General features: G+C 42.0%; 23 protein-coding genes. 15 read left to right on the plus strand and 8 right to left on the minus strand.

Annotation, left to right across the window (positions count from 1 at the left end):
* Window positions 1–395: 395 nt before the first annotated feature.
* The 7 genes from V7K35_RS25795 (at window position 396) to V7K35_RS29830 (ending at window position 5,636) form a co-directional block, all read left to right on the plus strand.
* Window positions 396–1,826 carry a form I ribulose bisphosphate carboxylase large subunit gene (locus tag V7K35_RS25795; protein WP_335082876.1) on the plus strand — a complete coding sequence of 477 codons (1,431 nt, stop codon included), beginning with the start codon at window positions 396–398 and terminating at the stop codon, window positions 1,824–1,826.
* 100 nt (window positions 1,827–1,926) lie between these two features.
* Window positions 1,927–2,334, plus strand: a complete 408-nt coding sequence (gene rcbX, locus V7K35_RS25800; protein WP_335082878.1) for a RuBisCO chaperone RbcX — start codon at window positions 1,927–1,929, stop codon at window positions 2,332–2,334.
* A gap of 46 nt (window positions 2,335–2,380) precedes the next feature.
* The gene (locus tag V7K35_RS25805; protein WP_335082880.1) at window positions 2,381–2,716 is read left to right on the plus strand and encodes a ribulose bisphosphate carboxylase small subunit; all 336 of its coding nucleotides are present in this window, start codon (window positions 2,381–2,383) and stop codon (window positions 2,714–2,716) included.
* 150 nt (window positions 2,717–2,866) lie between these two features.
* Window positions 2,867–3,091, plus strand: a complete 225-nt coding sequence (locus V7K35_RS25810) for a type II toxin-antitoxin system Phd/YefM family antitoxin (RefSeq protein WP_335082882.1) — start codon at window positions 2,867–2,869, stop codon at window positions 3,089–3,091.
* Window positions 3,091–3,471 carry a type II toxin-antitoxin system VapC family toxin gene (locus V7K35_RS25815; protein ID WP_335082884.1) on the plus strand — a complete coding sequence of 127 codons (381 nt, stop codon included), beginning with the start codon at window positions 3,091–3,093 and terminating at the stop codon, window positions 3,469–3,471. The genes V7K35_RS25810 and V7K35_RS25815 overlap by 1 nt, the downstream gene beginning before the upstream one ends.
* Window positions 3,472–3,558: 87 nt before the next feature.
* A complete protein-coding gene (locus V7K35_RS25820) occupies window positions 3,559–4,830 on the plus strand; it encodes a ribulose bisphosphate carboxylase small subunit (RefSeq protein ID WP_335082886.1) in 1,272 nt (423 codons plus the stop codon).
* A 572-nt stretch (window positions 4,831–5,402) separates the two neighbouring features.
* Complete coding sequence (locus tag V7K35_RS29830; RefSeq protein WP_442939766.1) at window positions 5,403–5,636, plus strand: transposase; 234 nt, start codon at window positions 5,403–5,405, stop codon at window positions 5,634–5,636.
* A 78-nt stretch (window positions 5,637–5,714) separates the two neighbouring features.
* Here V7K35_RS29830 and V7K35_RS25825 read toward each other — a convergent pair whose 3' ends face one another.
* The 4 genes from V7K35_RS25825 to V7K35_RS25840 all read right to left on the minus strand — a co-directional run bounded on the left by V7K35_RS25825 (window position 5,715) and on the right by V7K35_RS25840 (window position 13,298).
* Window positions 5,715–6,629, minus strand: coding sequence for a M23 family metallopeptidase (locus V7K35_RS25825; RefSeq protein ID WP_335082888.1), 915 nt, complete (start codon window positions 6,627–6,629; stop codon window positions 5,715–5,717).
* A 232-nt stretch (window positions 6,630–6,861) separates the two neighbouring features.
* A complete protein-coding gene (locus V7K35_RS25830; RefSeq protein WP_334724482.1) occupies window positions 6,862–7,299 on the minus strand; it encodes a DUF6918 family protein in 438 nt (145 codons plus the stop codon).
* Between the two features lie 519 nt (window positions 7,300–7,818).
* On the minus strand, window positions 7,819–11,160 hold the full coding sequence (locus V7K35_RS25835) for an efflux RND transporter permease subunit (protein WP_335082890.1): 3,342 nt from the start codon (window positions 11,158–11,160) through the stop codon (window positions 7,819–7,821).
* Window positions 11,161–11,639: 479 nt separating this feature from the next.
* Entirely contained in the window at window positions 11,640–13,298 is a 1,659-nt protein-coding gene (locus V7K35_RS25840; RefSeq protein ID WP_335082892.1) for a mechanosensitive ion channel family protein, read from the minus strand.
* Window positions 13,299–13,681: 383 nt separating this feature from the next.
* On the opposite strand from V7K35_RS25840, the gene ahcY reads away from it, so the two are divergent.
* From ahcY to V7K35_RS25855, 3 genes are all read left to right on the plus strand, one after another.
* Window positions 13,682–14,959: an adenosylhomocysteinase gene (gene ahcY, locus V7K35_RS25845; protein ID WP_335082894.1), complete on the plus strand. Its 1,278-nt coding sequence runs from the start codon at window positions 13,682–13,684 to the stop codon at window positions 14,957–14,959.
* 139 nt (window positions 14,960–15,098) lie between these two features.
* Window positions 15,099–15,515: a XisH family protein gene (locus V7K35_RS25850; protein WP_335082895.1), complete on the plus strand. Its 417-nt coding sequence runs from the start codon at window positions 15,099–15,101 to the stop codon at window positions 15,513–15,515.
* Window positions 15,503–15,832 carry a XisI protein gene (locus V7K35_RS25855; RefSeq protein ID WP_335082897.1) on the plus strand — a complete coding sequence of 110 codons (330 nt, stop codon included), beginning with the start codon at window positions 15,503–15,505 and terminating at the stop codon, window positions 15,830–15,832. Before V7K35_RS25850 ends, V7K35_RS25855 begins: the two co-directional genes overlap by 13 nt.
* Window positions 15,833–16,360: 528 nt before the next feature.
* Here V7K35_RS25855 and V7K35_RS25860 read toward each other — a convergent pair.
* Window positions 16,361–16,489 (minus strand): hypothetical protein, encoded by a 129-nt coding sequence (locus V7K35_RS25860; protein WP_335082899.1) that lies wholly within the window; start codon window positions 16,487–16,489, stop codon window positions 16,361–16,363.
* 98 nt (window positions 16,490–16,587) lie between these two features.
* Between V7K35_RS25860 and V7K35_RS25865 the strand changes: the two genes are divergently transcribed.
* Both V7K35_RS25865 and V7K35_RS25870 read left to right on the plus strand, forming a co-directional pair.
* Window positions 16,588–16,827, plus strand: a complete 240-nt coding sequence (locus tag V7K35_RS25865; protein WP_335082901.1) for a type II toxin-antitoxin system Phd/YefM family antitoxin — start codon at window positions 16,588–16,590, stop codon at window positions 16,825–16,827.
* Window positions 16,824–17,210 carry a type II toxin-antitoxin system VapC family toxin gene (locus V7K35_RS25870; protein ID WP_335082903.1) on the plus strand — a complete coding sequence of 129 codons (387 nt, stop codon included), beginning with the start codon at window positions 16,824–16,826 and terminating at the stop codon, window positions 17,208–17,210. Before V7K35_RS25865 ends, V7K35_RS25870 begins: the two co-directional genes overlap by 4 nt.
* 325 nt (window positions 17,211–17,535) lie before the next feature.
* Here the strand turns inward: V7K35_RS25870 and V7K35_RS25875 are convergent, their stop codons facing one another.
* The 3 genes from V7K35_RS25875 to V7K35_RS25885 all read right to left on the minus strand — a co-directional run bounded on the left by V7K35_RS25875 (window position 17,536) and on the right by V7K35_RS25885 (window position 20,130).
* The gene (locus V7K35_RS25875; protein ID WP_335082905.1) at window positions 17,536–18,804 is read right to left on the minus strand and encodes a bifunctional sterol desaturase/short chain dehydrogenase; all 1,269 of its coding nucleotides are present in this window, start codon (window positions 18,802–18,804) and stop codon (window positions 17,536–17,538) included.
* A gap of 183 nt (window positions 18,805–18,987) precedes the next feature.
* On the minus strand, window positions 18,988–19,425 hold the full coding sequence (locus V7K35_RS25880) for a fatty acid desaturase (RefSeq protein WP_335082907.1): 438 nt from the start codon (window positions 19,423–19,425) through the stop codon (window positions 18,988–18,990).
* A gap of 81 nt (window positions 19,426–19,506) precedes the next feature.
* Window positions 19,507–20,130 carry a Uma2 family endonuclease gene (locus V7K35_RS25885; protein ID WP_335082909.1) on the minus strand — a complete coding sequence of 208 codons (624 nt, stop codon included), beginning with the start codon at window positions 20,128–20,130 and terminating at the stop codon, window positions 19,507–19,509.
* A 168-nt stretch (window positions 20,131–20,298) separates the two neighbouring features.
* Here V7K35_RS25885 and V7K35_RS25890 point away from each other — a divergent pair, with 168 nt between their 5' ends.
* The 3 genes from V7K35_RS25890 (at window position 20,299) to V7K35_RS25900 (ending at window position 22,036) form a co-directional block, all read left to right on the plus strand.
* The gene (locus V7K35_RS25890) at window positions 20,299–20,613 is read left to right on the plus strand and encodes a hypothetical protein (RefSeq protein WP_335082911.1); all 315 of its coding nucleotides are present in this window, start codon (window positions 20,299–20,301) and stop codon (window positions 20,611–20,613) included.
* Window positions 20,610–20,807, plus strand: a complete 198-nt coding sequence (locus V7K35_RS25895) for a hypothetical protein (RefSeq protein WP_335082913.1) — start codon at window positions 20,610–20,612, stop codon at window positions 20,805–20,807. Before V7K35_RS25890 ends, V7K35_RS25895 begins: the two co-directional genes overlap by 4 nt.
* A gap of 719 nt (window positions 20,808–21,526) precedes the next feature.
* Entirely contained in the window at window positions 21,527–22,036 is a 510-nt protein-coding gene (locus V7K35_RS25900; RefSeq protein ID WP_335082915.1) for a hypothetical protein, read from the plus strand.
* Window positions 22,037–22,058: the final 22 nt, after the last annotated feature.

Consider the following 22,058-nt stretch of genomic DNA (forward strand, 5'->3'; position numbering starts at 1 on the left):
CAACGGGGAAGATATGAGGAGTGTAGAGGCGGGAATATGTGCCAGCCAGCCCAATCCCCCGAATAGCCCAATTTATAGGGGTATTATCTAAATGCTGCCCGTAAAGCGCGGAAGTTTTGGTGAAATTCAGAAGGTTTAGTTGGGTGCGAAAAAGAGATAAAAAAGAATTTTGATTCGTAGGAAGGGGGAAAAGTAGAAGCGCTAAGACGTGTACCTCTAGAAGGAGAGAACACTGGTAAGGCAGATTACTACTGCTACCTTTTTCCAAAGACAACCCCTAACAAAAAATTTCCCTGATCTTCTCCCCATAGAAGGGGGGAAAGAGCGCGGTAAAGGGAAGTTGCACAAAACGTGATTTGATAATTAAAAAGAGTGATTTCAGGGAAGGATAAAATATGTCTTACGCTCAAACGAAGACTCAGAGCAAATCTGGGTATAAAGCAGGTGTACAAGATTACAGACTAACTTATTACACACCCGATTACACACCAAAAGATACCGATCTTCTAGCTGCGTTCCGCATGACACCCCAGCCTGGTGTTCCTCCCGAAGAAGCAGGTGCGGCTGTAGCGGCTGAGTCTTCCACAGGTACTTGGACAACTGTGTGGACAGACTTGCTCACCGACCTCGATCGCTACAAAGGTCGTTGCTATGATATCGAACCAGTTCCCGGTGAAGACAACCAATATATTGCCTACGTTGCCTATCCTTTGGACTTGTTTGAAGAAGGCTCTGTAACCAACGTATTGACCTCAATTGTCGGTAACGTATTTGGTTTTAAAGCTCTACGGGCACTGCGTCTAGAAGATATTCGCTTTCCAGTAGCTTACATCAAGACCTTCCAAGGGCCTCCTCACGGTATCCAAGTTGAGCGCGACAAGTTAAACAAATACGGTCGTCCTTTGCTAGGTTGTACCATTAAGCCTAAATTGGGTCTTTCCGCTAAGAACTACGGACGCGCTGTATACGAGTGCTTACGCGGTGGTTTGGACTTCACCAAAGACGACGAAAACATCAACTCTGCACCATTCCAAAGATGGCGCGATCGCTTCTTGTTCGTTTCTGAAGCTATCAACAAAGCCCAAGCAGAAACCGGTGAAATTAAAGGTCACTACCTAAACGTCACCGCCCCCACCTGTGAACAAATGTTGCAACGGGCTGAGTTCGCTAAAGAACTCAAACAGCCCATCATCATGCATGACTACCTCACCGCAGGCTTCACCGCCAACACCACATTGGCTCGTTGGTGCCGCGACAATGGTATATTGCTCCACATTCACCGTGCTATGCACGCTGTAATCGACCGTCAAAAAAACCACGGTATCCACTTCCGTGTATTGGCTAAAGCCCTACGTTTGTCTGGTGGTGATCACATCCATACCGGTACCGTAGTTGGTAAGTTGGAAGGTGAGCGCGGCATCACAATGGGCTTCGTTGACCTGTTGCGTGAAAACTACATTGAGCAAGACAAGTCTCGTGGTATCTACTTTACCCAAGACTGGGCTTCTCTACCTGGTGTAATGGCAGTTGCTTCTGGTGGTATCCACGTATGGCACATGCCCGCGCTGGTAGAAATCTTTGGTGATGACTCCGTACTACAATTCGGTGGTGGTACTCTAGGACACCCTTGGGGTAACGCTCCTGGTGCAACCGCTAACCGCGTCGCCTTGGAAGCCGTTATTCAAGCTCGTAACGAAGGCCGCAACTTGGCTCGTGAAGGTAACGATATCATCCGCGAAGCTGCTAAGTGGTCTCCTGAACTAGCTGTCGCTTGCGAACTGTGGAAAGAAATCAAGTTCGAGTTTGAAGCAATGGATACCGTCTGATCTGGGTTAACAGTTAAGAGTTAAGAGTTAAGAGTTAGGATTTGCATTAATTCATAACTCATAACTCATAACTCATAACTCTTCAGGGCTGGGGTCAAGCATGAATCTTAAGCAAATTGCGAAGGACACAGCCAAGACTGTCCAAAGCTACCTGACTTATCAGGCTCTAAAGACAGTATTGGCACAGCTAGGCGAAACGAATCCTCCATTAGAACTTTGGCTGCATAACTTTTCGTCTGGCAAAATTCAGAATGGTGAATCATACATTGAGCAACTGTTGCGAGAAAAACCAGATTTGGCTTTGCGAATCATGACTGTCAGAGAACACATTGCCGAAGAAATCATTGAATTTTTACCGGAAATGGTTCGCACTGGCATTCAACAAGCCAACATGGAGCAGCGTCGCCAGCATTTAGAACGCATCACACGAATAGACACATCTAGCCCCAGTCTGCAACCAGAACAGCAAGCAACTTCAGATCCGAATTTGGATAACTTATCCAATTAGTTCACTCAACCTAGTAGTAAAAAATCGCAACCCATTATCAAAAGCTATGCAAACTTTACCAAAAGAGCGTCGTTACGAAACCCTTTCTTATCTGCCCCCTCTGTCTGACGCTCAAATTGCCAAGCAGATCCAGTACATTTTGAATCAAGGTTACATTCCAGCGATCGAGTTTAACGAAACTTCTGAGCCAACAGAATTATATTGGACACTGTGGAAGCTGCCTTTGTTCGGTGCTAAATCTACTCAAGAGGTATTGAGCGAAGTTCAAGGATGCCGTTCTCAATTCAACACCAGCTATATCCGTGTTGTAGGTTTTGACAACATTAAGCAGTGCCAAATTCTCAGCTTTATTGTTCACAAACCCAACACCAACAGATACTAAAGTTAGCAAGCTTTAAGTAATTTGTTGATTAGATAATAGGAGAGGTAGAGTTTTCTGCCTCTCTTTTTTTATAGGACGGGAAACTCGGAGGTTTTTTTTAGTTTGTGATGCAGAATAGAATCGTAAATTGATAATCAAAAGGTGATACTTGTGCAGTACATTACTCTAGCTGAAGCATCTAAAAATTTACCCGACTTAATTGAAGCAGCACTTAGTGGTGAGGAAATAATCATTATCAAAGATAATCAACCTTTGGTGAAGTTAACTCCTGTGTCGCCAGTTCAACGTCGTCCTAAGTATGGTAGTGCCAAGGGACTTGTGACAATATCTGATGACTTTGATGAACCACTAGAAGATTTTAAGGAATATATGTAATGAGGCAGCTACTGGACACTCATATTTTTATTTGGTTTGTGATGGGTGATCGAAGAATCAGCGTTAGTATGCGATCACAAATTGAAAATAATGAAAATCTACTGAGTATTGCTAGTGTTTGGGAAATGGCAATCAAGCACAGCATTGGGAAACTCAACTTTGGTCTAGCTTTTAACGAGTTTATCGAACAGCAAATAATTAGGAATGGTATTGAATTACTGCCAATCACCATAGATCATATTACTGTTGTTGCTACACTATCTTTACATCACCGTGACCCATTCTATCGACTTTTAATTGCACAAGCACTCGTAGAAAATATACCTTTAGTAAGTGCTGATAAAATTTTTGATGCATATCCAATAAAACGTGTGTGGTAGCGTTGCTTTTCTACCAAAAGATAAATAAACAATCATCACCAAAAAAACTTAACATTACTTTAAGCAGTACTAGGCAAAAATAATTTTATGGGTTACTACATCGCTCCCCGCTTTCTGGACAAATTGGCTGTCCACATCACCAAAAACTTTCTAAAGCTTCCTGGCGTGCGAGTCCCGGTGATTTTGGGTATTCACGGACGCAAAGGAGAAGGCAAAACATTTCAATGTCAATTAGTCTTCGAGAAAATGGGTATCGAAGTGACTAACATATCTGGCGGCGAATTGGAAAGTCCAGATGCAGGAGATCCGGCGCGGTTGATTCGGCTGCGCTATCGGGAAACAGCAGAACTGATCAAAGTACGCGGCAAAATGTGTGTACTGATGATTAACGATTTAGATGCAGGTGCTGGACGCTTTGATGAAGGCACTCAATATACTGTAAATACGCAGTTGGTGAATGCCACACTGATGAATATTGCTGATAATCCTACAGATGTGCAGTTGCCTGGAAGCTATGATTCCACGCCTTTACATCGTGTGCCGATAATCGTCACAGGTAATGATTTTTCCACCCTCTATGCACCGTTAATTCGGGATGGACGGATGGAGAAATTCTACTGGGAACCAGACAGAGACGATAAGGTGGGAATTGTCAAGGGAATTTTTGAAGCGGATGGACTGTCACAGCGGGAAGTTGAACAGCTAGTTGATACTTTTGTCAATCAGTCCATTGACTTTTTTAGCGCTTTGCGATCGCGCATTTATGACGAACAAATCCGCAACTACATCCATCAAGTAGGTTTTGAGCAGATATCCTTGAGTGTGGTTAATAGCGTTAAAGGGCCACCAGAATTTAAAAAGCCAAATTTCAGCCTGTCTCACTTAATCGAGTCTGGTAACTTCCTGGTTGGTGAACAAAAACGGGTGGAAAATTCCCATTTGGTTGATGATTACAATCGACTCAATCGGGGTAGAAATTCTCAATCTGCACCACCTGCTGTAACACCAATTATTCAGCCACCACGCAATGGTGTAACTCAAGAAGTAAAAACTAATGGATTTCAGCAACAGGAAGTATTGAGTAACCATTTGAGCTTGGATACACAAGCACAAATTAGGCAATTATTGTCTCAAGGTTACAAAATTATTATTGAACACGTAGATGAGCGCCGTTTCCGCACAGGTTCATGGCAAACTTGTGCTCATAGCCACATTGATGCAGAGTCTGATGCAATATCAAACTTGGAAGCAACTTTAGCAGAATATAGCGGTGAGTATATTCGCTTGGTAGGTATTGATCCTAAGGCCAAGCGGCGGGTGATGGAAACGATTATTCAACGTCCGAATGGGAAAAATTAGGGCTACCTCACCATACGTGTCAACTTAAGGTGAAAGCCTTCCTATAACAAGCTTTTAGAGATTGTCTCGTGTCTCGTTCCCAGTCTCTGACTGGGAATGCCTAATCTGAGGCTTTGCCTCAAGACTAGCGGCACCGCAATTGAAGAGCATTTCCAGCCAGAGGCTGGAAACGAAACGAGGTTTTAAAGGGGTTTGCGCTTAAGTTGACACCAATGCTACGTCATACCAATTCTTTATCAAGCTGCGCTAGATAAGGCTTCAAGAATAAAATCCTAAGAAGTGAGAGGGGCAATCATCCAGGTGTAATTTCTTTGAAGACAACTTTTTAGCCCTATCTCTTCATACTCTTTTTTATGCGAAGGTATTGATTTTGTAAAGTATTCCTTTAGGTATACTTTTTTTTGGCTGGGTTACTCGAAATCAAAAACGCAGCCGGACAAGATTTAGCAATAAAAGGAGAAGTGCTTGAATTGCTCAATCGCAATTGGGAGACGATATTGCACTCCTTCAAGTTGACCAAGCTCTTCTCACATTTGTCTTATGATTTGAAATGACCTGAAAAGATTATTCCCATCTGCCAACCTCCCTATTCTCCACAACTCAACCCTATTGAGAGATTTTGGCTGTTTGTTAAATCTTACATTAAGCCTCAAGTATTTAACACACTTGATAAACTTCGTGTAGGCGCAGCCTGCCGTAGCCATCGCCTTCACGAGGTTACCAGTAATCTGACAAGAGAGCGTGTTATTTCTTTAACTTTCTATGACTTTATTCTTGAAGCTCTTTTCTATGCAGCTTCAATATAAATTGATATTAGCAAATTGATCAACTCAAGCGATCGCTTGCAATACAGTATAGTTGTGAACAAATATTGGATGGTAACTTTAGGGCGATTTTGTTAAAGTATAAAATCTGTCAGAATGCATGTAAGTCCCATTTCGCCAAACTTCCACTCTTTCAGGGCTGACTAAATAATAAAAACTACCATTATCGGCTCGATATCTGCCTTTACCAATATTCAAAGCTGATATCTTTATAGGCTTACTTGGGTCTTGTTTCAACTGCCCAATATAAAATAACTGACCATTTTCTTTACAGACTTTTACACGAATACTTGCAGTCTCACCCTCAATGATGGTAACTCCATTGCATTCAGTATCAGTGCTTACAGGTGCAAAATCTATTGGAATTGGCTGTGAAGATGAAACTTGCTTTGCCACTGGAGGTGTCGAGACTGGGCGGTTCGGGTTATCTACTTGCTGAACTTTAGAAGCAGGAGCAACACTTGCAGTTAAGGATGTCAACAGACGAAGGGGGTCAACTGCTATTCGACCATTTGGATGAACTTCAAAGTGCAGATGAGGTGCTGTACTATTGCCTGTAGATCCCATCTCAGCAATAATTTGACCTTGAATGACCTGTTGACCCTTGCTCACTAACAAACGGCGATTGTGACCATAAACAGTGATGCCCCCGTCAAGATGTTTAATAGTTATAGCATTGCCTAATCCCCAATCATCCCAACCTGCTTTTACAACTGTACCCGATGCAGCAGCAACAATAGGAGTCCCAGATGCCCCTGCAATATCAACTCCTTCATGTTGATATTTGTGGAAGCCTTGAGAAATAAATCCTTGAGTCGGCCATATTAAGTTAGAAGCAGGGATAGGAGTTTGCCCAATTGGGGAATCGTCTGCTAACTGTGTTAGGGCAGATGTAGTTGTACTTAATATGAGGGTTAAGGATATTAACCCAATTAGTCCATAAGTGCGGTATCGATAAACGGTAACTTTTTTCATGAGTTGCAAGCCTATTAAAACAATAATTCAGATAGTTTCTGATTATTTGCTGTTTCAAGCTAACTCGGAAAATATCAGGAAATTAAATACTGCACTTTTTTTATTTAGTAGTTATGGCATCTCTAAGACTTTCGCCAAACACTTTGGAGCTATAGTGTAATATCTGCCTTGTATGCCAGCCACCGACGCATCGAACGGCGGCATACGTTTATTGTGATTCTTCCCTTCTGGCTCAGGACTTAGTGTAATTATCGATTACTTTAGCTAAGTCTGGCACTGCTTCTTCTACGTGCTTTTTGGCTGAACCGCGAAGTTTTTCATAGGTTCCTCGCACGATTTGGCGCTTTACGTTCTTGGCTCTAGCATCGGTGACACCCAGTAGCGCGTCTGCTGTATGAGAGCGATTCCCACTAAGGTATTCAATTGGATTGCCTTTCTCTACGCCTTCATTCCAGATGGGATCAAGTGCTGTGAAGCACTGTGGCAGAATCTGCTCAACGACGTAAGGGATATACCCTGGCTTAACTCCCTTTAGGGCGGCGAAGGCAGTTTTCAACGCGATACCGCTCATCCCTGACTTGGATGCAAGCTGTCCTTCGATCATCTTGCAACAGTCATTTATCACCATAGCCTTTTTGGTCGGGTTCAAAAGTCCCTCGCTAAGTCCCATTTCACTCTTCCTTATCTAAGTACTTAATTTCTATTCAACTAATTTTTTTAGCAAGCAGGAAATTACAGAAAATGTTATCGCGTTTGGGGTCTTCCCAAGTAGAGGAGCCAGCCTTGTAGTGAGGCAGTCCGGTCTTCTCCCAAAGGGAGAGGCTAGTGCCAAGGGGGTTTCCCCCAGGAGGAACTGCCGAAAGGGTCTGACGACTTGAGCGGACTGGCCTCAAGTGGCGCGTGAATTCCATTCGTCAGGGCAGGCGTATTTTTACACTCATTTAGATGCTCCTCCTTAGTGCTTATCAAATAAGGACTTAAGTCCTTACTACGAACTTGCTTACGTATAAATTTAAACTTCACAGACTATTAGCGCTAGTAAGCCTTCTTGGATTGCCCTCATCCCCTAACCCCTTCTCCCAACTTAGGAGAAGGGAAACTAGAAGGAATTTAAGTACTGTGACGTGGTTGGTTATTACACAACCTTTGTGTTCGCGTAGGGTTTCGTAGAGAAGGCGGATGGCAAAAGTCAGGTTATCCCATCCTGCTGAGACCTGAGTTGTGTCTCTGGCTGACTTGAGCCAGCAGGCAGAGCTTTATGTTCAGATGCCGAAGCTCCATTAGGAGAATCTGGAGGCTTTGAACCTCCCGATCGCTTCTGAGAAAATATAGCCTGAGCCAGAGTCTTGATTAAGATGTAAAGAATTGGCACTAAGAACAAACTCAAGAACGTTGAAAGCATCAGCCCCCCAAAGAGCGCTGTTCCTAAAGACCAACGGCTGCTGGCTCCAGCCCCTTGAGAGATCACCAAGGGCAAAAATCCTAACAGTGCTGCAAAGGAAGTCATTAAGATGGGTCGTAGACGTTCTTGCCCCGCTTTCACCGCCGCCCGCGTGTAGCTCATGCCCTGCTCATGCAGTTGATTGGCAAATTCCACGACTAAAATCGCGTTCTTTGCGGCTAGACCAATCAAAGTCACCAAACCTACCTGGCAATAGATATCATCCACCACTTTGGGGAAAAGGCTACCTGCCATGAAAATATTGGAACGTAGCCAAAGTGCTGTCATCGCTCCCAAGACTGCTAAGGGAACCGTCAGCAAAATAATCAGCGGGTCAATGTAGCTTTCATACTGAGCCGATAGCACCAGAAAGACAATTATGATCGCTAAACCAAAAATTAGACCTGTAGCTCCCCCAGATGTCTTCTCTTGGAGATAAGTCCCTGTCCACTCGTAACCAAATCCCTGAGGCAAAACCTCTGCTGCAACTTGCTCCATCGCTTTAATTGCTTCTCCAGAACTAGAACCAGGAGCAGGAGCGCCCTGGACTTTAATAGACCTGTACAAGTTATAATGCGAAATGGTTTTCGGCCCCACAAAGGGAGTAACTTTCACCAGATTGCTCAACGGAATCATCGCCCCACTTGCAGAGCGAACATACAGCTTGCCAATATCATCTGGATTAGAGCGGAACACTCCATCTGCTTGGACATATACTCGATACTGTCGCTGTCCCTGCACAAAGTCATTCACATATTGCGACCCCAAGTAACTTTGCAACGCTCCAAAGATGTCGTTGAGTTCGACGTTGAGAGCTTTGGCTTGGTTGCGGTTCACTTGGATGTCAAATTGGGGAGTATCTGCGGTGAACTGAGTGAAAACTCGTTGTAAAACAGGTTTTTTATTTGCCGCCGCAATGAATTTGTTAGCAGTATCAACCAGGGTTTGAATCGGCGCACTTCCGGTTTTGTCTTGAATGATAAACTCAAAACCACCCGTAGTACTTAGCCCTCTAACCGGAGGAGCATTCACAGCGATCGCTCTAGCTTCTGTAATTGCAGAGAGCTTTTTGTTCATCCTCTGAAGTATGCCATAGACAGACTGAGATTCTAGAGTTCTCTCTTTCCAGGGTTTCAGGTTAGCAAAGGCAATGCCTAAATTAGAAGCATTGCCATCGAAACCAAAGCCACTGATCATAAAACTAGCTTGAACTTCGGGAAGAGATGTTACTTCTTTGACAACCTTATTCATCACAGATTCGGTGTATTTCAAAGAAACCCCATCAGGCCCCTGGACAATTACAAAGAAGTAACCCTGATCTTCCTCTGGAATAAATCCGGTAGGCACTGCTCTGTACATCAAAACCGTTGCTACTAAACCAGTGATAAAAACCCCAATTACAATCGGCTTGACATGGGTAAGGTAGCTAACAAACCCGACATAGCGGCGTGTGAACCAGCCAAATCCCCGATTAAACTGCGAAAAAAACCAGCCTAAAGGGCCCCGGGGAGTCTGAGCTGGGCGCATCAGGATGGCTGCCATAGTCGGAGAGAAGGTTAAGGCATTGAAGGTCGAGATGCCAATGGAGCAAGCAACGGTTAATGCAAATTGTTTGTAGACAATCCCAGTAGTACCCGGAATGAATGCAACTGGAATAAATACCGCCATGAGTACAAGTGAAGTGGCAATGATTGCCCCAGTTAACTCTTTCATAGCTTCGACAGCAGCATCAAAGGGTCTCATGCCCTGCTCCAGTTTGACTGCAACTGCCTCCACCACAATAATCGCATCATCGACGACGATACCGATCGCCAGGACAAAACCAAATAAGGTCAGTGTATTAATCTGAAATCCTAAAACCAACAGAGCCGCACATGTCCCAACCAGGGAGACGGGGATCGCAACAGTGGGAATGATCGTGGTTCGCCAGTCTTGCAAAAAGACAAAAATTACCAAGACAACCAGGATAATCGCCTCAACCAGAGTGTGTAAAACTTCTTCTAAAGAAATTTCTACAAATGGAGTGGTATCAAATGCCAACTGTGCTTTTAGTCCAGGTGGAAAACTCTTCGATAGTGTTGCGATCTGCTCTTCAACAGCATGGGCAACGTCCAGGGCATTACTACCTGGAAGTTGATATATCCCCAAACCCACGGCTGCCTTGGGAGTACTTCCTGGTAGGGTAAATTTGGCATCAGCGAGATAGCTCTCTGCCCCCAGTTCAACTCGACCGACATCTCTGACCTTAACTAGGGTGCTATTAGTGTTGCTATTAGTGGTGCTATTAGTGTTGCTATTAGTGGTGCTACTGGTGCCACCTTGACTTACCTTTAGCACCATATCCTCAAATTCAGCCGCATCTTTAAATCGGCTGGTTGCCCGTAAAGCAAATTCAAAGCTTTGATTATTTGGTGCTGGTTCCTTACCAATTGCCCCTGCACCCACCTGAATATTTTGTTCTTGCAGGGCAGTTACCACATCTTGAGGAGTTAGTTGATGTTGGGCAAGCTTGTTGGGATCAAGCCAAAGACGCATGGCATATTTGCGCTCTCCAAAAATCGTGGCTTTTCCTACGCCAGGAAGTCGTTTGATCTGATCAAAAATAAACAGATCAACATAGTTACTGATAAAAATGTTGTCATACTCATTATTTTCTGAGTAAAACCCAAAGACCAGAAGCAGACTGCTCGATGCCGTTTCAACTGTGACACCTGTGCGTTGAACAGTATCTGGCAGTTGAGGGTCAGCAAGTCCTTCTTTATTTTGAACGTTTACTTGAGCAATATCGCTATTGACATTAGTTGGGAAGGAGACAGTTATATTGCTAAAACCATCATTACCCGTATTAGAAGATATATAAGATACATCTTTAACACCATTAATTTGCCGCTCAATAATGTTGGTGACAGTACTTTCTGTTGTTTGAGCATCCGCACCAATATTGTTGGAGGTAACGGTGATTTGCACCGGAGCGAGGTCTGGTAGCTGAGAAATCGGCAGGATCGGAATACAGATGCTCCCCAGCAGCAAAATGATGAACGTACAGACCGTCGTCAGGACTGGACGTCTGATGAAGGTATTGACAAACATAAATTAGGGAAAAGTTCAAGACTCGTTAGTAAGGTAGTAGCTTTTTATTAATATAAGAATTTATTAAGGCTTAGTGTTGGCGATCGCGCAAAATTAGTTACAGAGTACTGGATATTGGGCATGTTTCTCCTGAAGTTGACACCAATGTAAAGATATAACCTCCTACTGTGTGTTGTATCCAACCGATAAACCTTTGCCAATACGGGTTGCTTAATCATCCCCCCATCTGCGGCGACCCCCTTAAAAAGTGGGTAAAAAAGGGTTATAAGCAAGCCTTTTTCCGGGGTGTCACTTGCTCCCCTTGGAAGGATCTTTAAAATCTTAAACCGTTAACCAAACCGGATTGAAACCTCTCCAAGAAGGACAGGGAAGCGGAAAAACTTTTGTTAGCTGGAAGAGGCAGATTCCAAGCCTCTCTCTGGTAAAAGAGAGGTCATTTGGGTTAATCAACTGAAAAATGCGGTAATGAATTAAAATTTCTAATTATCTTTGCCATTACCCTGAAAATTTAACAAATGATCATCATTCACCCAAATTGCTTGTTGAGGCACAGAAATGGAAATTTCAGCTTGGTCTAAGGCAACTTTCAGGCGGCGGCGAAACTCCCGTGCTACATCCCATTGTTTGAGAGGCTGTGTTTTAATCCAGACGCGAATAATCAAACCGCGATCGCCAAATTGATCTATTCCCAAAACTTGCGGCGGCTCCAAAATTTGAGGCTGCCATTGTACTTCTTGATTCATCTGGGAACCAACAGTTTCAATCAATTTCAAAGCCTTTTCTGTATCGGCTTGGTAGGCAATCGGGATTGTTAAATCGGCTCGTGACCAACGACTAGAAAGATTGGCAACAACTTTAATTTCACCATTGGGAATCGTGATCAAGCGCCCTTCCGAATCCCGCAGTTGGGTCATCCGCAGATTCAGATTTTCTACTAAGCCTCCCACGTCTCCCACTGAAATCACATCACCTAAAGCGTACTGGTCTTCTAGAATGATCAAAAAACCGTTAATCGCATCTTTAATTAAGTTTTGCGAGGCTAGAGATACTGCAACACCAACTAAGCTGACACCCGCTAGCAAGGGAACAATATCTATCCCCAATGACACCAGCGCTAGCAAGAAGCCTACTCCTACCCAGATGCCAGTAGCGATGCTTTTAGTCACGCCAGAAAATGTGGAAACTCGCAGTTGCAGCCGTTCAGAACTTTCTGGAGTCAATAAAGCACCACTGCTGATCAAAGTGGTAGTGAAGCGGTCAATTAGGGCGTAGGTCAAACGGATCGCTACATAGGTTCCCAAGAACACAACACCTAATCGCAAAGGAAATTGGGCAGCTGTGAGAATTCCTACCTGAAATGGTCGTGTATAAGGAAATAGACCCAAAATGAAGAAACTTCCACCTCCCCAAATTCCGGCTTGAGTTAGCTCAAACAATCGTCTGTTGACTTCTTGGAGATGCTGCTTTTGTCGTTGATTCAGTTGTGTTGTAATTGGTTGAGCTGCTGCTACTGCTGGTGAAACTGGGGAGTTTTGGGGCCCTCTGGAGGGTTGAGAGGCAATGGGGTGTAATAAATCTTTTTTGGAGCGCTTTTGCCAGCTATATACCCCGCAACTCATAATCATCATTGTCAGTCCGATGCCCGCAGCAATTTTACCTTGGTTAATTAAAGATTGAGTTTGTCTTTCTTGCTTTGCTTGTTGCAAGTCTTCTTGTAACGATTCCTTTATTTGATTTGCCGATGTCGATATATCTACCTCTCGCAATCCCGCATCCTCAGAAGTGATCGTCATCAGATATTGGTCGTTGACATAAATTACTGGTAAGTCGTTTACTTTGCGAACTTCTACCTTGACTTCTGTTTTTGTTGGTGAATTAATGTAACTTTGGCTAATTTTCTCCAACTTCTTTTGAATATCTTCTGAACGCTCAGGAAAGTTGGCTTTTGATGCCGCTATCTGAAATAACTGCCGACCATCTAAATAAATCCAGCCTGTAACAAGTCTATTATTTGAATCATTACTCACGCTGCTGGGAGCTTGCAGCTGCGGTAACAAAGGAATTTGGGCTGTGGCTTTTGGCGCTGATACAAGAGCTATAGCCATTGAACTAGCGATCGCTAAAAATTGAAAGCGCACTTAAACACCTCCTTGAGTAAAATCTACTATTGACTACTTCTATAACCGCAATTACTTTTTGTAAATGTACCTATCTAATAGTTGAAGTTTTCCCATTAGATAATTAAATTTTTATATTTTTTTATTATCTATCTTTAGAAAGATGACAATATACTTAAAATCAGCGATTAAGGCTGAGAATAGTATTACTCTTACCAAAGATAAAACAAAAAGGAAGAAGCTGGGGATGAAGTTGACATTCCGCTGATCAAACGTCAAGCTAGTTTTGAGGACTATTGGCTAGTAGTTTGCTTTCTTTCAAGTAAAAATCGCCAGTAGTAGAATAACCTAGTAGAGTGCGTAAATTTTACGTAGCTATTTTTAATTTTTTGAGGTAACTTTTGATGACCGCAACTTCTCCCCGATTAAAGCACGAGGTTAAAGACCTCGGCCTAGCTGCCTTGGGAAGACAGCGCATTGAATGGGCTGGACGCGAAATGCCAGTTTTGCGGCAAATCCGCGATCGCTTTGCCCAAGAAAAGCCCTTTGCTGGCTTACGCTTAGTGGCTTGCGCCCACATTACAACCGAAACAGCACATTTGGCGATCGCTCTGAAAGCCGGTGGTGCAGATGCGCTTTTAATTGCTAGCAATCCTTTATCAACGCAAGATGACGTAGCAGCTAGCCTCGTCGTCGATCATGAAATTCCTGTCTTTGCCCAAAAAGGCGAAGATAACGCAACTTATAGCCGCCACGTTCAAATCGCCCTAGATCACCGCCCCAACATCATCATTGATGACGGTAGCGATGTGGTTGCTACATTAATCCAAGAGCGCCAACACCAAATTGCTGATTTGATTGGCACCACTGAAGAAACCACAACGGGAATTGTGCGCCTCCGGGCCATGTTCAAAGATGGCGTTCTCACCTTCCCCGCAGTGAATGTCAACGATGCCGATACCAAGCACTTCTTTGACAACCGCTATGGTACTGGACAATCGACCCTAGACGGCATTATCCGCGCCACAAATATTCTGCTGGCAGGTAAAAACATTGTCGTAGTTGGTTACGGCTGGTGTGGTAAAGGTACAGCCCTCCGCGCCCGTGGTCTGGGTGGTAACGTGATTGTTACCGAAATTGATCCCATCAAGGCAATTGAAGCCGTAATGGATGGTTTCCGCGTCTTACCAATGGCAGAAGCTGCTAAAGTTGGTGATTTGTTTGTTACAGTTACAGGTAACAAGCACGTAATTCGCGCCGAGCATTTTGATGTGATGAAAGATGGTGCGATCGTTTGTAACTCCGGTCACTTTGATATTGAACTTGACTTGAAATACTTGGCTTCTCAAGCGAAGGAAATCAAGGAAGTGCGTCCCTTCACTGAAGAGTACAAACTGCAAAGTGGTAAATCAGTCATCGTTCTTGGACAAGGACGTTTGATTAACCTGGCTGCTGCGGAAGGACACCCCAGCGCGGTTATGGATATGAGCTTTGCCAACCAGGCTTTAGCTGTTGAATACCTAGTGAAGAATAAAGGTAAGTTAGAACCTGGCTTGCACTCAATTCCCATTGAGACGGATCAAGAAATTGCCCGACTCAAGTTGCAGGCTATTGGAATTATGATTGATAGCCTAACTCCAGATCAAATTGAGTACATTAATTCTTGGACTACTGGGACTTAATGATTAATTGATTTTTTTGGGGATAGGCTTTTAGGCTTATCCCTTTTTTTGTGTTTAGCGCAAAGACGCAAAGGAGCAAAGGGAGGAATACATTACTAAAAAAATTAGGTATGATAGGATATAAAATATTATTTTTTCCATGTCAGCGAAAGATATCTTTCACAATGCAGTTCGTTTAGCTTTAGAAAAAGATAATTGGTTTATTACTCATGATCCTTTATCTATTACAGTAGATGGTATCGAATTTCGTATTGATTTAGGAGCAGAAAAACTTTTAGCAGCAGAAAAGGAGGGGCAAAAGATAGCAGTCGAAGTCAAATCTTTTCTTGGAAAATCAGAAATAAGTGAATTTCATACAGCGTTAGGACAAACACTTAATTACCGTTCTGTTTTAAGAAAAAAAGAATTTGACCGCATTTTATATTTAGCAATTGGTTCTGAAATATATAAAGAGTTTTTTATGATTTCGTTTATTCAAGAAGTAATTGCTGAACATAAATTAAAGTTGCTGATATTTGAACCTATTAAACAGGAGATTATTTTATGGAAGGAATGAATTATTCAGAATTAGTGCAAACAGTTTTAGGAAGACATACAGAAAATCATTTATCTAAAGGAACAGAAAAAGAGTTAATTTTTGATTGCCAAAGAAATCGCTATCTTGTAGTTTATGTAGGATGGGAAAATGAAGAACGCGCTTATGGTTGTGTTGTTCATGTAGATATTAAAGATGGAAAAATTTGGATTCAGCGCGATTTGACTGAGGAAGGAATAGCTAATGAATTAGTAGAGTTAGGAGTACCGAAAACAGATATTGTTTTGGGTTTTAGATCACCTTATGTCCGGCAATTTACTGGTTTTGCATCTGTTTAGATTAATTAACTTAACAAAAAACTTTATGTCTAATTTTTACGATTATGTACGTATAACTTTAGAAAGAACAAACTTACCTGATGGGTTAATTGGTGATTTTACACAGTTGATAACTTGTGGAGAATCTTATGAGTATATTTTAGAATCATTTAACAGAACATACTATCCTGTTCCACAGGAAGACCTTGATTCTACTTGAGATGTCAAGAGTATCACTAAGCGATTATAAATCACCAGGCTTTTTTGCGTCTTTGCACGAGTTCAAAAATATTGATAACTTCATAATAATGCTCAATATAACTGGGCGAATAGTTTTAGGGTATAAATGACACTGCTATTACTTTACTAATTGCTCAAAATCTTGAAGAGAATAGCCTTTGCATTTTAAAAGTGCATGAGCATAGGCTTTTTTCAATATTAGATAATCAGCACTTACTAGGAGCGTTCGCAACAATAATTTATCTAATTCACTTAATTGATGATTTTGATTTTTTTCTAAAAGTTATAAATGTAGTTCTTGTTGAGTTTCTAGAATTTGACTTTGACCAATATAGTTAATAAATCCTCAATAGTTAATTTTTGCATAGCGATTAACTCTCCTTGTAATTCGAGGCGTGCATAATCAACAGCAGGAAGAGCATTTGTTTGGTTAGTCATAATTTTTGTAAGAATTATTTAATTTTTAGTATAGCTTATTATTTATTTTTGATAAATCTCAACTTGATATACTAGAAATATTCCTACAGACACATCTCATGTTAATTGTAACAATTGATGAAATCCAGCAGAACTTAACTAGCTATCTTCACCAAGTAGCAGCAGGAGAAAGTATTCTTATCACGCAAGCAGGTAAACCTATTGCAGAAATTAAACCAGTTTCACCCACTTCTCAACAAATCAGACCTTATGGCTTATGTGCTGGAGAGTTCATTGTTCCAGATGATTTTGATAGTCCCTTACCTGAAGAGATTTTGAATAGTTTTGAGGGTAAATGAAACTATTATTAGATACCCATATTTTCTTATGGTTTATTAGTGGCGATCAAAAATTACCAATTAATTTACAAAATAGCATTCGTGATTTAAACAACGACGTATATTTAAGTTGCGTTTCAGTTTGGGAAGCAACTGTTAAATATCAATTAGGTAAATTACCATTACCTGAATCACCTGAAATCTACCTTCCTAAACAGCGTCAGCAGCATTTAATCAGTAGTCTTAACCTAGATGAAGAAAGTGTTACTCAACTATTGAAATTACCATTATTACATCGCGATCCTTTTGATAGAATGTTGATTTGTCAAGCTTTACAACATAATTTAACAATTTTAACTGTAGACCCGGCAATTCGTTCCTACTCGGTCAGTGTTTTATATTAAGGTAATAATTGCTCAAAATTTAGAAGAGAATAGCCTTTCCATTTTAAAAGTGCATAAGCATAGGCTTTTTTCAACATTAAATAATCAGCACTCACTCAGAGTGATGCCTGCGGCGGGCTACGCCTACGCAATAAATACTATACGCGCTCAGAGGCAATTCATGAATTGCCCCTAATATCATGTCCGGCTAAATACTTGTCATTACGAACGCGGCGATAGCGGAGTGAAGTAATCGCAGAGTCATTGCGATTGCTTCGTTCCACTCGCAATGACATATTGTAAGTGATTGAGCGGACTTGATATAAGAAGAAAATCACGGTTTCGGCTATTGTTTGCGTGAGTCCTGTTCACTTTTCGCTGTGCGGCTGAAGACTCGATAGTATAGCCATGTACTAGTTTCTTTTAAGGGAAACAGCAGATAGGTGAGAGGATTTATTGTCACAATAATATTTCGGAAGTCGCGCCGTGCCAAAAATAAGATCGCACGAGCAACTTGCTGTGCAGACATCACTCCATAAGGATTTAGTTGACTCTTAAACGGGCCAAGAATTAACTTGCGAATTACACAATCCCCGTCTAAACGCTTGAGGGTAACTATATCACCTAGCGATCGCTTGCTGAGTTCATAAAGCGGACTCAGCGCTGGAGAAACCTCAGCTTCAGAAGTGTTTACCCAGATTTCCTTCGTTGCTTTTGCTTGTGCGCCTGTCACAGTTGTCAAAAATACATCCATCAACCGCAATGCTGAAAAGGTATTCACCTCATAGGAGGAGTTGATAGCCTCTGGTGTACGGCTGGCGTAGACGTTGATTGCGTGGTTGATAATTAAAATATCTACTTTCTCTAAACTATTCTTCAGTTCGGATTCATTACCCAACTGCCAGGGAACCACCTTTACCCCAACTTGCTCTACTAATTTTTCTGGATTGGTGGTTAATGCGACGACTTTAGCATTATTCTTTACAAGTTCAGCCGTTAATGCTTGCCCCAACGCTCCTGATGCTCCGGTTAAAGCGATGGTTTTCCCCTTGAGGGACAGTCCTGTACCAAGAATTTTATCCACTAGAGGAAAGACACCACTATAGTAAGCGTTGACATCATCAAAATGATGCCGCCAATGGTAAGAGCGATTTACCCACCAAATGGATGGAATTGTCTCTAAAGGGCCGGGTAGGTGGTTGTAGTCTGTATCAATTTTTCCCTGGAAATATCGCACAGACGCGCCATATAAGAAGGTGCAAGCATAAGCTACTCCCAGCCATAACCCTATTTGTTGGACAATTAAGGCAATGACTACCAATACCAGCAGCAGTAGACTCGACTCTAAAATGTCGTGATAGAGCTGAGATTCTTGATAAACTTTCGGGGAAACTATCGATAAATCCCGGCGATAGGCCATGTGGTGCTTGTTGTGCCATTTAGCAAGCCAATTGACTTGGTGACACAAAGCATGGTAGCTATCTCTCAAGACTTCAGCGAGTAAAAGTGAAAAAAGTCCCCAAGTCGCAAACTGTAAGCTGGCATTTAGCCAAACCCAATTGATTTGTAATCTTGCTTCAATTCCAATCAAGTTTTCAGCTAGCATTTTTATCATGTTTGTCTATACTCGTTTTTCTTAATCATTCTTCATGATCATCTGATAAAGGTGCATTAAGGTCGAGCCTAGAGCAAACAAAAATCAAATAGACTTATTGTCATCTTACCAATTAGCACTATTTAGCCACAATATCCCAGTTGACTTTCAGATAGCCAGGTTCAATGTGGGAAAAGTGTTTGCTCAACTGCTGATGTGCTTTTGGTAGGGCGTGGAACGGAATTGATGCGTACAAATGATGCTCTGCATGAAACGACGAAAAAACGTGCTGTTGTAAAATGAGAGCAAGCCGGAAAACCAAGCTACAGCATCATTGAAACGATTGTTAGCAAAAGCAGTTTTGTGAACACATTCATGCATTGGTGCAAACATCGAAGCCAAACTGAAGCCGTAGATTACCAGTGCTGGTATAGCCACCGACCAATTGCCAAAGTTTGTTGCCCATAAGTAGCCACTCAAACCCATAACAGTGAGATGAAAAGCCAGTTGAACTAGTCCTTTGGAGTTGGAGCGATCGTTTAGAAGACTTAATTCTTGTATAGTGAGAATTTGGTAGAGTTTTTGCTCATTATCAGCTTTCGGTTGCAATAATTTAGATTGAATAATTGTTGTATTAGACATAATTTTAAGTAGACGGGCGTGGGTTCGCTTCTAACTGCTGAATTCTGACTCCTGGTGTAATTATTAATACACACCGTGAATTTAGCTGACTACACCAGCGCGAAAAATTTGTTCTGCGGTTAAATTCAATTCTGGGAAAGTTGGTGATTGGATACGGTCATTACCTCGAAATTTATTAATTAGATACTCACCTTCTTCTAAACAGCAAACCAAGATAGTAGGTTGTTTTGGCTTGCCAATGAATTCCCTACCGCCCAATGCGGCATAGTCCACAATCCAGTATTCAGGAATTCCCATTTCCTCATAGTCAGCGTATTTTTTGTGGTAGTCATCACGCCAATTAGTACTCACTACCTCCACCACTAAAGGAATAGATGCAGCAAGGCTTACAGTAGATGCCCTTTTCCATAGAAGTTCATTTACTAAATTAGGCTGATTTAGTATCAGGACATCTGGTGAATAAGCTGATTCGTTTTCGAGTGGTTTGACGAATACTGTTTTTGGGATCAGATAGGGAAGATTTAAGCGGTCTAATTCAACACTAAGTTTTCTGACTAAAAATCCAACGACCTCTTCATGGTCGCCTGTTGGTTGTGCCATCTCAACAATTATTCCATCATGCAGTTCATAACGTCGTTGTGAGTTGTCTGGGTATTGAGCAACAAATTCATCGAATGTAACTAGTTTGCGTAAAGCTTGAGTCATGGCTTTATTCTTCAGGGAGGGAGAGCAGGGGAGGCAGAGAGGAGCAGAGGGGCAGGGGCGCAGGGGGGCAGGGGAAAAGAAAAAAGGTTTATTTTTCTAAGCCTATTGCACCAGAGGTGAAGAAACAAGGATGGGGAGAATATTTACAATCAGTAATTATTTAGACTTGTGAATGAGTCTTTGATACTCGTTGACGAGTCTTTGATACTCGTGAATGAGTCTTTGATACTCGTTGACGAGTCTTTAATACTCGTGAATGAGTCTTTGAACTCCGTTAACGAGTCTTTGATACTCGCTGACGAGTCTTTAATACTCGTGAATGAGTCTTTGAACTCCGTTAACGAGTCTTTGATACTCGCTGACGAGTCTTTGATACTCGTGAATGAGTCTTTGAACTCCGTTAAAGAGTCTTTAATACTCGTTGACGAGTCTTTGATACTCGTTAACGAGTCTTTGATACTCGTGAACGGAGTTTTTGTATGAAATATTCTAGTTTCTACACCCTCAAGTGTCACTCTACGAATTTTCGACGTTTGGAGACTGTGGATTTACGATCGCACCAAGCACCCAACCCAGGCGATCGCAATCATGGTAAAGTTAACCAAAGTGAACTATCAAAAATAACCATAATACATAAAAAACTCCCCTTTGGAGTGAAGGGAGTCAAGAGTTACTAATTAAAAATTAGCTTTACTGGCTGAGTAATCCAATAGCCATTTCCAAGTGAATTTTAGCTTTGTGTAAGTTCAGCAGGTTCTCTTGGTCATACCTATCTGGGTAATTCATTCTTTTACCTTCCATTGTGATTTTGATCAGTGCTGCTTACTCATCAGTGGGTGAGTTCATCTCATCTATCACTCCCTCAAAAAACTGGATAACGCTCAAACCGGGAGATTTTAATCCCTACCTATATAAATTAGCGCTAACAGAAAAATTCGGCGGTGTCAAGACCCCCATAAACCATAAAAAAGCGATAGACTCAGTAAAACTGTGGGAGTCAAGACTATTGACATGCTCACGCCCGCTGAAGCCACGGTGATTCCAACTTCACAGACGCGAGTTTTCTAGTTCTGCAAGTCGGCTTAGTTGGATATCGTTGCCGTTATCCAAGCAGAGGTCATCCACTTAAGAGACATTAATTCCCGTATGCCCTACGGTACTCAATCCAATACAAAGAATATTCACCGCAGCATTATGATTCACGATCTAAAACCGTTCCACATAAACAGGCGTGAGTCCTAGTGCTTAGACGGATTGAGAAGTTAAAATATATAATTCTCCTAACTTGTCACCTCACCTTGGGAAAGCTGATTGCAGACAATTGACAATCACCATACATCATTCTTACCCAAGTCATTATTGACCAGATTAACTTTTTAGGATCATCAGTTTCATTATGCCCAGTTCCAAAATCTTAGCCCAATCTTTCGACTATTATGGAGTTTACCCCTGCCCAGTCTGTCGGATAGGTAAGATTTCTCATATGCCATTAATGGAAGCTATGGCTTGTGACTTTTGCCAAGAGATTTTTACAGTCAACCTAGAACTACAGCAAATCAAAATGCCTTCTAGGCAACCACCCTTAGTTTGGCGTTGGAATGGGTTTAGTTGGACAGAAGCCCAGTTGGAAGGTATGGAATTAGGTTGGGGTTATGGAGTAGCAGCAGCAGCTTTTGTAATTTTTCCCACTACTTTAATTGGCATAGTAGCTTACTATTTTCCTGCTAATCTCAAGGAACCCATTACCTGGATGCCATATATTTGGACTATATTAACTTTCCTATCACATTTATCAATTATTGTTTGGATTTTTATTGAAGTCTATCAGATTCCAGTTGCAGCATATTTGAGAGCGATCGCTCGATGGAGAAATGGGGAGATGAGGAGCAGGGGGGAAGAGGGGTAGGGGGAGCAGGGGGAGATGAGAG

The organism is Nostoc sp., assembly GCF_036917275.1.
Lineage (GTDB): Bacteria > Cyanobacteriota > Cyanobacteriia > Cyanobacteriales > Nostocaceae > Nostoc.